This is a genomic window from Streptomyces sp. 13-12-16 (assembly GCF_002114215.1).
Classification (GTDB): domain Bacteria; phylum Actinomycetota; class Actinomycetes; order Streptomycetales; family Streptomycetaceae; genus Streptomyces.
On the sequence record NZ_NCTE01000043.1, the window covers coordinates 1 to 12,505 of the forward strand.

12 protein-coding genes are annotated in these 12,505 nt (G+C 69.9%); all 12 read right to left on the bottom strand.

The features are described from left to right. Positions 1-130: 130 nt before the first annotated feature. Positions 131-1,513: an AI-2E family transporter gene (locus B7767_RS02060; protein ID WP_085570573.1), complete on the bottom strand. Its 1,383-nt coding sequence runs from the start codon at positions 1,511-1,513 to the stop codon at positions 131-133. 144 nt (positions 1,514-1,657) lie between these two features. Then, the gene (locus B7767_RS02065) at positions 1,658-2,356 is read right to left on the bottom strand and encodes a transglycosylase SLT domain-containing protein (protein WP_085570574.1); all 699 of its coding nucleotides are present in this window, start codon (positions 2,354-2,356) and stop codon (positions 1,658-1,660) included. 409 nt (positions 2,357-2,765) lie between these two features. Continuing rightward, complete coding sequence (locus tag B7767_RS02070) at positions 2,766-4,091, bottom strand: PhoH family protein (RefSeq protein ID WP_085570575.1); 1,326 nt, start codon at positions 4,089-4,091, stop codon at positions 2,766-2,768. Between the two features lie 305 nt (positions 4,092-4,396). Then, positions 4,397-5,170 (bottom strand): isoprenyl transferase, encoded by a 774-nt coding sequence (locus B7767_RS02075; protein WP_085570576.1) that lies wholly within the window; start codon positions 5,168-5,170, stop codon positions 4,397-4,399. A 706-nt stretch (positions 5,171-5,876) separates the two neighbouring features. Beyond that, on the bottom strand, positions 5,877-6,686 hold the full coding sequence (locus tag B7767_RS02080) for a class I SAM-dependent methyltransferase (RefSeq protein ID WP_085570577.1): 810 nt from the start codon (positions 6,684-6,686) through the stop codon (positions 5,877-5,879). 42 nt (positions 6,687-6,728) lie between these two features. Then, positions 6,729-7,604 carry an LLM class flavin-dependent oxidoreductase gene (locus tag B7767_RS02085; protein WP_085570578.1) on the bottom strand — a complete coding sequence of 292 codons (876 nt, stop codon included), beginning with the start codon at positions 7,602-7,604 and terminating at the stop codon, positions 6,729-6,731. Positions 7,605-7,890: 286 nt separating this feature from the next. Further along, complete coding sequence (locus B7767_RS02090) at positions 7,891-8,550, bottom strand: hypothetical protein (protein ID WP_107485746.1); 660 nt, start codon at positions 8,548-8,550, stop codon at positions 7,891-7,893. Between the two features lie 27 nt (positions 8,551-8,577). After that, the gene (locus B7767_RS02095) at positions 8,578-9,618 is read right to left on the bottom strand and encodes a hypothetical protein (protein WP_085570580.1); all 1,041 of its coding nucleotides are present in this window, start codon (positions 9,616-9,618) and stop codon (positions 8,578-8,580) included. Then, complete coding sequence (locus B7767_RS02100) at positions 9,606-10,265, bottom strand: hypothetical protein (RefSeq protein ID WP_085570581.1); 660 nt, start codon at positions 10,263-10,265, stop codon at positions 9,606-9,608. The genes B7767_RS02095 and B7767_RS02100 overlap by 13 nt, the downstream gene beginning before the upstream one ends. A gap of 84 nt (positions 10,266-10,349) precedes the next feature. Next, positions 10,350-10,883, bottom strand: coding sequence for a hypothetical protein (locus tag B7767_RS02105; RefSeq protein ID WP_085570582.1), 534 nt, complete (start codon positions 10,881-10,883; stop codon positions 10,350-10,352). Next, complete coding sequence (locus B7767_RS02110) at positions 10,880-11,584, bottom strand: Imm52 family immunity protein (protein WP_085570583.1); 705 nt, start codon at positions 11,582-11,584, stop codon at positions 10,880-10,882. Before B7767_RS02110 ends, B7767_RS02105 begins: the two co-directional genes overlap by 4 nt. A gap of 63 nt (positions 11,585-11,647) precedes the next feature. Next, on the bottom strand, positions 11,648-12,505 hold an 858-nt coding region (locus B7767_RS02115; protein WP_218775766.1), incomplete at its 5' end, for a Tox-REase-5 domain-containing protein.

Sequence of the window (12,505 nt, forward strand, 5' to 3'; positions counted from 1 at the left end):
CAAGGGCCTGGGAGGTACCCCCAGGGCGGCACGACTGCCCGCGGCCGGGCGGGGCGAGCGCCCGCGGAGGAGCGGCGCGGCTGGCCGCAGTTGCGGGGGCAGCGTCGTAGGTGTACGGCGCTGCTCGCGCCTACTCCTCGTCGGCGTCCCCCGGCCGCCCCTCCGCATCCGGTGCCGGTGGCCGGGCCTCCGACACCGCCGGCAGCGGGGCGTCCGGCTCGGACATCGCCGTCGCCCCCCGCGGCCGGGGAGCCTGGACCGCGGCCGTCTCGTGCGTGTACGCACGCAGGTAGCCGACGACGGTATTGGTGACCGCGACCAGCGGCACAGCCACCACCGCTCCCCCGATACCGGCCACCATCCCGCCCGAGGCGACCGCCAGCACCACCGCGAGCGGATGGACCCGGACCGCGCGCCCCAGGATGAACGGCTGGAGGATGTGCCCCTCGATCTGCTGGACCGCCAGCACCACCACCAACACCATGACGCCCGTGAACACGCCCTGCGTGACGAGCCCGACGACCACCGCGAGCGCTCCCGACACCACCGCACCCACGAGCGGGATGAAGGAGAACAGGAAGATGAACACGGCGAGCGGCACCGCCATCGGCACATCGAGGAAGTAGATGCCGAGGCCGATGAAGATCGCGTCGATCAGAGCCACTATCACCGTGCCGCGCACATACGCCGTCAGCGTCCGCCACGCGGCGGGACCCGCCCCGGCGACACCCGGACGGGCCGCGGCCGGGACGAGCTTCAGCGACCACTGCCAGATCCGCTTGCCGTCATAGAGCAGGAACAGCGTCGAGAAGACCGCCAGCAGGATGCCGGTGAGCGCCTCGACCACGACGGTCACGCCCTCCAGACCCGCCGAGGTGATCTGCTCGGTGTTGGCGCCGACCGCCTCCCGCAGGTTCTTGGCGATCTCGTTGATCTGTTTGTCGGTGACGTGGAAGGGACTGTTCAGCAGCCAGTTGCGCAGCTCGTCGATGCCGTCCTGGATCTGGTCGGAGAGGTGGTCGATGTTCTCCATGACCTGCCAGGTCACGAACCAGCCGATGAGGCCGATCACGACGAACCCGAACAGCGCCGTGAGCGCGGTGGCCGGCCCGCGCGGCACGCCCAGCCGCGTCAGCCGCGCCACCGTCGGCTGCAGCAGCGCGGTGATCAGCAGCGAGGCCACGAACGCCAGCACCACGAGCTGCACGGCGCTGATGATCCGCATGAGCACCCAGACCGTGCCGGCCAGCACCAGCAGCCGCCAGCCGGCCTCGGCCGCGACCCGTACCCCCCAGGGCACGGCCTGCGCCGGATCGGGGCGGGCCGGGACGACGGCGGTCGTGAACTCGAGCGGCGGCTCGGGATCGGGGGGCGGGGTCTTCACCCGTCCGGGCTCGGGGTCGGCGTCCGACGGGCGGTCCCGCTCCACCTCGGCGCGGCGCTCCTCCAACCTCCTGCTGACCTCGGTCAGCCCGGCTCCGACCCGGCCGAGCCATCCTGGCACTCGCGACATGATCCGTCCTCTTCCCCCGTTTCTCCCCACCACTCACCCCTGGAGTCGTCGGTCAGACCGTACATGGCGAAAGCCCCGCACCGTAGGACGGTGTGGGGCTGTGCCGTGGTTGAGCGGGGCCGGGGCGGCGGACTCCCGGTCGGCCTAGTAGTAGTGGTTGGCCTGCCAGAACGTCCAGGCCTCGCACGGGCTGCCGTAGCGTTCGTTCATGTAGCCGAGACCCCACTTGATCTGGGTGGCCGGGTTCGTCGCCCAGTCGGCTCCGGCGGAGGCCATCTTGGAACCCGGGAGCGCCTGCATCAGACCGTAGGCGTCGGAGGTGGGGTTGTCGGCCATGTAGTTCCAGCTGGACTCGTGGTCCACGATGGTGCTGAAGCACTGGAACTGGTCCGCCGGGACGATCTGCCGGGCCATCGCCTGCACTTCGGCGATCGTGTAGGAGGACTGGACCGGGAAGCTGGACGCGTCGCGGGTCGCGGAGCGGCTGGCGGCGGCCTTGGCCTCCGCACGATCCTTGGCGGCCTGCTTCGCCTTGTCGTCCGCTTCCTTCTTCTTCGCGACCGCGGTGTCGGCGGCGGCCTTGCGGGCGGCCTCCTCGGCGTCCTTCTTGGCGCTCGCGTCCGCGGCGATGGCCATCGTTTCGGCCTGCTGCGTCAGGGACGCGGTCTGCACCTGGGCCTGCTGGCCCGCGGGGATGTCCGCGAGCAGCGTGGTCCCGCTTGCCGTCGCTTCGGCGTCGTTGTTCTGCGCGGTGCTGCCCGAGGCAACGCCGACGACACTTCCGACAGCGGTGACCGCCGTGGCCGAAGCCACTGCGAATCCCCGGACCGAGATCCGGCTCACACGGTTTCCTTCCAGCATCGCCCGCTTCGGTGACCCTCGCGGACGCAATCGTGCCCCTGGCACTGGCCTCCCCAACTACGGGTCACGGGAGGCACGGGCCCGGTGGGCAACTCCTGCGGGAGGAGCGCCGCGTGGTGCTCGGGCGGCATACGACGACGCTATGGAGTTGAGACTGTGGTGCCGTACCGCTGGGGGTACAGATGTGCCGTATGCGGGGCCTGACAGGAGTGAGACTCTGCCGTAACCCGACGCCGCAAGGCAATTCTCCGTTGCGTGTGAAAGCTCACACCTCGTTTGGCCCCGGGGAATCCCGGAAAGCCGCACACGCGCCGACGCCGCCCGGCTAGGCTCTACGCCTTTCCGGACGGCGCCAACCGATCGGTAACCGACTCTTGTTGGATACCGCGGGTCAGATCTGCCCGTCTTCGAGCATTTCGGTCACAAGCGCGGCGATCTGGGACCTCTCGGACCGCGTCAGGGTGACGTGCGCGAACAGCGGATGCCCCTTCAGCTTCTCGACGACGGCGACCACACCGTCGTACCGGCCGACCCTCAGGTTGTCCCGCTGGGCGACATCATGGGTCAGGACGACCCGCGAATTGGCCCCGATACGGGACAGAACGGTCAGCAGTACGTTCCGTTCCAGCGACTGGGCCTCGTCCACGATCACGAACGCGTCGTGCAGCGAGCGGCCCCGGATGTGGGTGAGCGGCAGGACCTCCAGCATGCCGCGGGCGGTGACCTCCTCGATGACCTCCCGGCTAGTGACCGCCGACAGCGTGTCGAACACCGCCTGCGCCCAGGGGCTCATCTTCTCCGCCTCGGAACCCGGCAGATAGCCGAGCTCCTGCCCGCCCACCGCGTACAGCGGACGGAAGACCATCACCTTCTGGTGCTGACGGCGCTCCAGCACCGCCTCCAGGCCGGCGCACAGGGCCAGTGCCGACTTGCCGGTGCCGGCCCGGCCGCCCATGGAGACGATCCCGACGTCCGGGTCGAGCAGCAGGTCGAGCGCGATCCGCTGCTCGGCGCTGCGGCCCTTGATGCCGAACGCCTCCCGGTCGCCGCGCACCAGCCGGACGTTGCCCTCGGGCGTGACCCGCCCCAGCGCCTTGCCGCGCTCCGACTGGATGGTCAGCCCGGTGTGCACGGGCAGGCGGGAGGCCTCGGGCACATACACGTGCCCCTCTTCGAAGAGGACGTCCACCTGCTCGCCGGGCAGGGTCAGTTCGGACATTCCGGTCCAGCCGGAGGAGTCCGTGATGGCGAGCTCCGCGCGGTACTCCTCGGCGAGGAGGCCCACGGAGGACGCCTTGATCCTGAGCGGGAGGTCCTTCGACACCACGGTGACGTCGAACCCCTCGGCCTGCAGGTTGCGGGCGACCGCGAGGATGCGGGAGTCGTTGTCCCCCAGGCGGTAGCCACTGGGCAGCACGCTGGGGTCCGAGTGGTTGAGCTCGACCCGCACGGTCCCGCCGAGGTCCCCGGTCGGAATGGGGGCGTCGAGACGGCCGTACCGCACCCGGTAGTCGTCCAGCAGGCGCAGCGCCTGCCGGGCGAAATAGCCGAGTTCGGGATGGTTCCGCTTGGCCTCCAGCTCTGTCACCACGACGATGGGGAGCACGACCTCGTGCTCGTCGAAACGGCTCAGGGCGTTGGGATCGGCCAGCAGGACACTGGTGTCGAGAACATAGGTGCGCCGGTCGGGCTTGTGGCGCTTTGCGCTGGTCACCACGGAAGGACGTACCCCCTCGGATGAGGTCGGGGAGCGACGAGGCGGGACTGGACCGGTCGACGGCCCTCATGCACAGCGGGCCGAAAACCGGCCCTCCGCCGCTTCTTCCGTGCCGTGACCGCACGGTCGGGCTGGTGCAAAGGGCCTCCCGGGCGGACGGCTTCTGCGCCGCCCGCTGAGATCCGACACCCGTGGTTCGGGTGTCGACCTGCCTGGGTTATGCCCTCGAACGGGCGCCGCCATGCCACGGCATATGACGGCGCGCCGGTGAACTCCGTGTGACCTGCGGAGGATGCGCGGGATGTTCAGCCGCCGTAGCGCCGGTGGCGGGCGGCGTAGTCGCGCATCGCGCGCAGGAAGTCGACCTTGCGGAAGGCCGGCCAGAACACGTCGCAGAAGTAGTACTCCGAGTGCGCGGTCTGCCAGAGCATGAATCCGGACAGCCGCTGCTCACCGCTGGTGCGGATGACGAGGTCCGGGTCGGGCTGGGCGCGGGTGTAGAGGTGACGTCCGATCATGTCGATGTCGACGGCCTCGGCGAGTTCGTCCATCGGCGTGCCCTGCTCGTGGGCGTCCAGCAGCATGGACCGCACCGCGTCGGCGATCTCCTGGCGGCCGCCGTACCCGATGGCGACGTTGACCACTATCCCGTCGACGTCCGCGGTGGCCTGCTCGGCCTCCTTCAGGGTGGTCTGCATCCCGGACGGCAGCAGGTCGCGCGTGCCGACGTGATGGACCCGCCAGCGTCCGTCGGCGGCGAGGGTGCGCACCACGTCCTCGATGATGCCGAGGAGCGGGACGAGCTCCTCCTTCGGCCGGTCGAAGTTGTCCGTCGACAGCAGCCAGAGGGTGACGACCTCGACGTCCGTCTCACTGCACCAGCCGAGGAACTCCCCGATCTTGTCCGCGCCGGCCCGGTGGCCGTGGACGGTACTGGAACCCGCGGCCTTCGCCCAGCGGCGGTTGCCGTCCATGATGACGCCGATGTGCTTGGGCACCTGAGCGGTGTCCAGGTGGCCTTCCACCCGGCGTGCGTACAGCCTGACCAGCAGGCCCCGCAGCTTGTCGCGCAGGTTCACGTGTTCGTCAGCCCCTCCGTACGGATCGGACAGGCGCGGCGCTCCCCGCCGCGTGGCGCGGCAGGCGGCCCGGTCTCGGCCGCGGGCGACCCCTGTCCGTATGGCGGTCCCCGAAGGCGAAGCGTACCCCTGCCGGGGCGGAGGCCCCCAAAGCCCGGGACGGAAGTCCGGGTGGTTGCGTTTGCCCGCCGTCCCGGACCGCTGCCCGGACCACCGTCCCGTCGGGCGCTCGTCCCGCCCGCCGCGGGGCCAAGAAAAAACGGGCCGGTCCGTGGGGGGGAGACGGACCGGCCCGAGGGGGGGTTTCCACCATAACCCTTCGTAAGTGATGCTGCGTACATCGGCGCGCCACAACTACTCTCCGAAACCGCCCGACGACGCGCAGACGGCCCCGGAAGGCACCGTTCAGGGCCTCGATGTGGCTGAAAACCGGCGAAATCGCGCGAAAATCGAGTGGTGAGGGGGTCCTGTGCCGGATGTGACACCATCCGCCGACCGGATGACCACACTTCCGGCCGTCCCTCCGACAGGTGACCCGGGCGCGGACACCGGATTGACCCGAGGAGGCCGGATCGGACACCGCGCAGCCCCCTCCACTGCGCGGTACCGACGCCCCGCGCAGCTTTGCCGACGCGAATCACCTTGGTCCGAACCTATGCGATGCCCTGCTCCGCGGACCAGTCGCACCCCATAACGATGAGGAAACTCACGGACGCGGGGCGCGGCCGGCTCCGCCCCTGCGGGCGTGGAAGAGATGCCGGGTGCTGTGGGCCACGAAGGCCCCCTCGCTCTCGATCCGCTCGTGCAGGGCGCGCAGCCGCGGCAGATACGCCTCGACGGTGAACCCGGGGACCATCCAGATCACTTTCCGCAGGAAATGGACGACGGCGGCGATGTCGTGGAACTCCACGCGCAGCCGTTCGGCCCGCAGCTCGACGATCTCCAGCCCGGCGGCCTCGGCCGCGCGCCGCTCACGGTCCGGATGCCGCGCGTCGCGCCGCTCGTCCGGCTGCGCCCCGAGGAAGTACTCGACGAGCTCGTGGACGCTGCCGGGTCCGACGTGCTGGGCGAAGTAGACGCCACCGGGTTCGAGCACCCGCGCGATCTCCTCCCAGCGGGCCTCGACGGGATGCCGGCTGACGACGAGGTCGAAGGCCCCGTCCGCGAAGGGCAGCGGCGCGTCCTCGGGCGAGGCGACGACGGCGACGCCGCGCGGCCGGAGCAGGGCGGTGGCCTTGGCCAGGTTGGGCGGCCACCCCTCGGTGGCGACGGCGAGCCGGGGCCGCCGGGGGGCGTTGGCGAGGGCGAAGTCCAGGACCTCCCCTCCCCCGGTCTGAATGTCGAGCACGGCACCGGCCCCGCCCAGCCGGCCGGCCATCGCCCCGGCATATCCCCACGAGGGCCGGGCCTCGCTGGCCCGCCCCTCGAACCAGGAGAAGTCCCACCCCTCGGTGGGCACGGAGGCTCCTTCCGCGACCAGGTCGTCGAAGGTGCGGCGGGCCGCCTTTTCCGTCATGCACCGATCATGCACGCAGCGGCCACCGCCTGTCCTCCGGCTTTACGGCACCAACGGCCGTACCTCCTCAGCCACGAACCGCACGAAGCCCTCCGGGTCCGGTTCACCACTGGTCGGCTGGAGGATCACCGAGTCGGCCCCGGCCTCGGCGAGCCGCTGTACGGCCTTGGCGACGGCCCCCGCGTCCCCGGCGACCCCGACTTCGGCTTCCCCGTCCACCCCCTCGGCGACCAGATCGGCCCGCACCCGCTCACCGGCCCCGGCCCCCGTGGCGGCGAGCAGATAGACGACGACCTTGTGGGGTCCGCCGGTGCGCCCCGTCGCGGCCCGCCCCTCGTCGATGAGCCGGCGCGCCTGCCGCACCCCCTCGGGCGAGGTGTCGGCGGTGAGGATGGTCCCGTCGGCGGCCTCCCCGGTGAGCCGCACGGTACGGGGCCCGGTGGCACCGGCGAGCACCTCCACCGGCCCCTGCGGCGGCCAGTCGAGGGCGACTCCGTCGAGCCTGACGTACCGCCCCTCGGTGGTGACCCTCTCCCCTCCCAACAGGGCGCGCAACGCGACGAGATGCTCCCGCAGCAGGGTGAGCGGCGACTCGGCCCGCGCCCCGACCTGCCCCATCCAGTCCTGCACCCCGTGCCCGACGCCGAGGATCGCGCGCCCCGGGAACATCCGGTGCAGACCGGCGGCCTCCATGGCGGTCATGGCGACGTTCCGCAGCGGCACCGGCAGCAGCCCGACCCCCACCCGGACCCGCTCGGTCCACGCCAGCGCGGCAGCGGCGGTCGAAATGCCACCCTCCCGAAAACAGTCCTCCCACAACCAGAGCTCCTCGAGCCCGACCTCGTCGGCGAGCTCGGCGACGGCACGGAGCCTTTCGGGGGCGAGCTGGGGACGGAAGACTGCGCCAAGTGTGGTCATGGGTGGGTCCTACACCCGGGACGGGCTCTTGAAACTGACGTGAGCCATCCGCGCTCCTGGTGGGACGGATGCGCACGACCGGAGAGGCGGCTGCGGCGGCCCCCGGCAGGGGGCCGGCGACTCACCGAAGACCACCTCACGCGACCAGGCTCAGAGCCGGCACTTGTCGCTCCCCTCTCGGAGACGTCAGGCACCCGGTGCCCCATACACCACTTTTGTGATCGACGAATCCCTGGATGCGCTTCCGGCTTCCCCCGGCAGTCGTGCCCCCGGAAGGGAAATCGAACTACGGCTGGCACGCCTTGTCCCCCCGATTCGACGAGACGTCGGTGGTCTGCCAGACGCCCTCGGCGTTCTTCGCGAGCTTGGTGTTGTAAAGGACGTAAGCGTTCGCCGTTGTCGGCGTGTAATCGACCTTTCCGGTCTTCTTGTCCTTGATGAACGACTTGCTCTCGTCCGAGCAGTAGGTGACGTATGCCCCGTCATCCCCGGACAGGCTCACCTTGTAATCAAAGTATCGAGTCTCGCCGACCCACGTTTCCTCCTCGTTGATGTACCGGAGCGCATACGTGATCGAGGCGCTCAGAGCAGACTCGGTGTTGTAGAAGCCGAGCGCCTCGGTGTCCGTGCTGCCCTCAAAGATCGCCTCATCGATGGAGTTGACACTCAGCGTGCTGTCCGCGAGGGCCGTGTCCTTCGCCGCGTTGCCTGTCTTCTCGTACTCGAAGACATTCTTCGCGTCGGAAGGAAAGGTGATCTTCGGGCGTCCGTCGGCGTCCGACGCGCTGGGGCCCGGGGAGGGCGACTTCTCACCGCCCGTGTCCACGGCCTTGTCACTGTCTTTGGCGGTGCTGTCGCCGTCATCGCTTCCACAGGCGGACAGCGTCAGGGCCGCGATGGTGGTCAGCACGAGCGTTGCGAGCAAGGTGGGGCGGCGGTGCACAATCGGCTCCTGACAGGGCGAAGCTCGGGGTCAGCGGTTGATGGCCTGGATTTCCTGGACCACGACTTCCTGCTCTCCACCGAACGTGCCGTCCGGCAAGTCCTGTTCGCCGGCGACGCCGGTACCCGTCCAGTGGATCTTCCAGGTGACCGTGGCCTCGAGCCGGTACGAGTCACCGCCTGAGGAGCGCAGGTATTTCACCCCGCATGGAGGCGTCTCGTCCGCCTTGCCCTTGGCGTACGGCTCGCCGATGCGTCCGTTCTGGATCTCGCAGACTCCGGAAGCAGGGTAGGTCTCGGCATCCGGCGTGCCCGGATCTATCTGAACGGACACCGGTTCGGCCGTCGTGGTCGCCTGGATGCCCAGCAGCGGAACGGAAGCCGTGACCGACACCGGTTTGAAATCCACCGCATCCAGCCACGCCCAGGTGGGGAGATTCACCTTGGTTGTCCCATTCGGAGCGAGATCCACTTCTGTCGTGGGAACACGGATCTCCGCGTAGGCGAGTTGCGCGAGGACCTCCGTGGTGATCGCCTGCGGGATATCGGCCGGCGGGTCGTCGTTCTCGTCCACCCAGAAGGTGGGCTTGTCACAATCCAGCGCGCCCGGATCGCCCTCCCGACCGGGCGTGACATAGGAGTCCCACCAGTAGCCTTCGCCGGTCTTGTCCTTGTTGAAGTCCTTGTAGGGGTGGCCCTCGACATACCGGTCGCGCTGCTGGGCGTCCCACTCATGACCAGTGGACCCGGCCTCCCAGATCGGCTCCAGGTACTCCTGCAATTGCTCCGGGGTGTACTTGGGCGCGTAATAGCATGCGGGCGGGGTCCAGTTGGTGGCAGACGCCACGGGGCCGGCCTTCGGGCCTGAGCCATTGTTGGACCGGTTGAACACCACGGCTCCCGCCGTGGCGGAGATGCTGTCGTCCTGTTTCCCGCCACCAACTTGCGTTTCGCCGCCGTTGGTACTGCCACCATGGCCATAGCCGGCGAATGCTTGTCCCGGACAAAGTATCAGTGCGGTCACCGCCGTGACTGCGACCACCACTGAATGACGGTAGTTCAGGACTGGCATACAGCACTTCCCCGTTGTGACGTCAGCGTCTCGGTGATCCAGACGCCCTGCTTGTTGACCCGAAGCCGACTGTTGTAGAGGACGTAGTTGTCCCCGGACTCCGGAGTCGTTTGTGTCTTACCGGTCTTGAGGCTCTTGTTGTGAGCCTTGTTCTGATCCTCGCAGTAAACGAGACCCGCAGTACCGTCGCTGTTGACCTTCACCTTCGCGTCGTAGTAGCGCTTGGCGCCGGTGATCCGGTCCTTGTAGTCGACGAACTCCTGCACGAACTTCTGACTACCGGCCGCAGCCTCACCTTCCGAGTAGAAGCGGTAGGCCTCATTGAGAGGATCCTGTTCAGCGATTGCCATGTCGACGGCCTTGATGAACTGCTCGGTGTCCGCCAGGACCGCGTCCTTCTCCTTGTCCCCTGTCTTCGGCCAGTCGAAGGTGTAGGAGAGGTCGGACGGCAGCTCGATCTTCGGGCGGTCTGCCGAGGCGGGGGCCGATTCGCTCGGGGAGGCCGACTTCTCGCCCCCCGTGTCCGCGCCCGCGATCTTGTCGTTGTCCTTGGTCGGGCTGTCGTCGTCGCTTCCGCATGCGGACAGCGTCAGGGCCGCGGTGGCGGTCAGCGCGAGCGCTGCGAGCAGGGTGGGGCGGCGGGTCACAGTCGGCTCCCAGTAGGGCGAGGCTTGGCTTCAGCGAAGTCAAAGCTATCCGGTGCGCAAGTCGAGGCACCAGAGTGAACGGGGTCAACTTGCGGGGTCCGGCGGTTCCGTGAGCGGGTGGTCGGTGATCAGGGCCGTGAGGATCAAGGGGGCATCGCCGTCTGACTGGTTGAGGGAGAGGGCGGCCCAGCGGGGGGACGGCAGCCGGGTGGGCAGCGGGCCCCAGAGCGCCAGGTCGCCGTAGCAGTCCTTGGCGGAGAGGGTGCGGAAGGGTTCGGGGACCCGTTCGTCGGAGCCGCGTCGGAGCAGGGGGGCTCGCATGTTCAGCGTGCGGTGGGGGCCCCAGTGGGCGTCCAGGTGCGAAGTCAGTGCGGCCAGGTGCGACTCCGCCCTCTCCTCCGCCTCGCTCCATTCGCGGCCGTACACACCCGTGAGGGGGGTGCTCCGCCAGAGGGGGAGGAGCAGGAAGCCTTCGCCGCGTGTCGATGTCCATTCACCGGTCAGTGGTTCGCCCTCGTCGGTGGTGGGGCCGGAGGCCGGGAGGGGGGACGACAGGGCGGTCTCGACGACTGACACGGCGGAGGGCAGGTCGAAGGGCGCGCCCGCGGGGGGCGTCACAGTGCCGGCCTGGTCATGGGGTGGGGCAGCGGTTCCAGTGCGCCCGAGTCCCGGAGGGCCTGGTACGCCTCGACCACGGTCGCCGTGTCTCCGGGGGGTGCGATGGTCAGGAGCACGCCACCGGTGGGGAGCGTCCTGCCGCCGGGGAACGAAGCGGCGGGTGTACGGGCCGCTCGGCCGGCGGACAGGTAGCCCACCCAGCCGACCGACGGCGTCCCGATCCTGAAGCCCGCTTCCTTCTTCAGCGCGGACGTCACCGCCCGGTCGCTCACGTCTCCGTAGTCCGGGTGCCACGACTCCGCCACGGCGGTGAGGAGTTCGGCGTCGGGGAGGTCCGGCGCCCCGTCGGGGGACACGATCGTGGTCACCAGTGACTGGAGCAGGTACTCCGGGGTCCCGCCCGCGAGTGCGGCGATCTCCACCTTCCAGCCGGGGGCGGCGTTCTCGGCGAGCAGTCGGAGCGAGGTGCCGTCCGCCGCCGACCAGCCGTCGACCGTCCGGGCCGTGCGCAGGGCGGTGAGCAGGGACGGCTCGTCCGGCTGGAGTACCTCGGCCGGTCCGGACGCGGGGGCGGTGCGCCATGTCCCCGCCACCTGTGGCAGCAGCCGGGCGAACCGGTCCAGCATCGTGCTCCACCGTGCGGCGAGTTCCTCCGCCGACTCCTGCCGGGGGCCCCAGAAGCCCCGCACCACGCGTCGCATGTCCCGTTCCCTCTCTTCCCGTGCCCGCTTCACACCCTAGGTCGTACGCGGTCTGCCGCCCCGTCAGTCGAACGCCTCGGGGCGGCGGTCGCCCGCGATCGGTCCGGGCACCGTGTGGACGACCTCGATGTCCAGGCCCGCGTCCTCGAAGGCGTCGCGGGCCGCGTCGGCGACCTCCTCGTTGGAGAAGTGCCACTCGATGTCCTTGCCCCGCGCCGCCGCGACCTGCCTGCGGGCCTCGGTCAGCAGCCGTTCCCGGCCCGACGGGGTGAGTTCCGTGCGGTCGGCGCCCAGGAAGCTGTCGTAGCCGTTCTTGGCCTCCAGGTAGGTCCGGCGGGAGGAGTCCCAGCCGTCGAACTCGACGTCCGGTACGTCCGGATCGGTGTGCGGGACGACGTACTCGTAGCCGCGCTGCGTGCCGGTGATCTGCTCCTGGTAGCGCAGCCAGGACTCGTTGCGCCAGTTGGGCCGGGGGTTGCGGTCGCGGCTCGCCCAGAAGCCGTCGCCCTGGTCGGCGTCGCCGTACGTGCGGCTGTCGAGGTCGTCGGCCCAGTCCGGCGGGTTGTAGTTGCGCGGGTCGCCGGTGGCGTTGCGCTCGGGGTCCGGCCACTGCTTCCTGTCCTCCAGGGCCCGCCGGGCGCGTTCCGGTTCCTCGGCGCGTTTGCGTTCCAGGTAGGCCCGGCGTTCGGCCGCGCGGGCCTCCTCGGCCTGCTCGCGGGCCTCCTCGTCGCAGCCGCCCTCCGTCAGGACGGCGTACGGGCGGCCGGCGGCCAGTACGGCCGTGCCGGTGCCGGGTCCGCCGTGGAGGCCGGGGTGGTGCGGGGCCTCGCCGTACGGGGTCCTGCGGGGCGGTGCGGAGATGGTGCAGCCGGTGCGGCGGGCCGTGTCCTCGGCTTCGTCCGCCGCCTCGTCGGCGCGCCG

Excerpts from the sequence above, each read along its gene's own strand:
- B7767_RS02060 (WP_085570573.1), bottom strand. The coding sequence starts at position 1,513 with ATGTCGCGAGTGCCAGGATGGCTCGGCCGGGTCGGAGCCGGGCTGACC.
- B7767_RS02080 (WP_085570577.1), bottom strand. The coding sequence starts at position 6,686 with ATGACGGAAAAGGCGGCCCGCCGCACCTTCGACGACCTGGTCGCGGAA.
- B7767_RS02085 (WP_085570578.1), bottom strand. The coding sequence starts at position 7,604 with ATGACCACACTTGGCGCAGTCTTCCGTCCCCAGCTCGCCCCCGAAAGG.
- B7767_RS02095 (WP_085570580.1), bottom strand. The coding sequence starts at position 9,618 with ATGCCAGTCCTGAACTACCGTCATTCAGTGGTGGTCGCAGTCACGGCG.
- B7767_RS02110 (WP_085570583.1), bottom strand. The coding sequence starts at position 11,584 with ATGCGACGCGTGGTGCGGGGCTTCTGGGGCCCCCGGCAGGAGTCGGCG.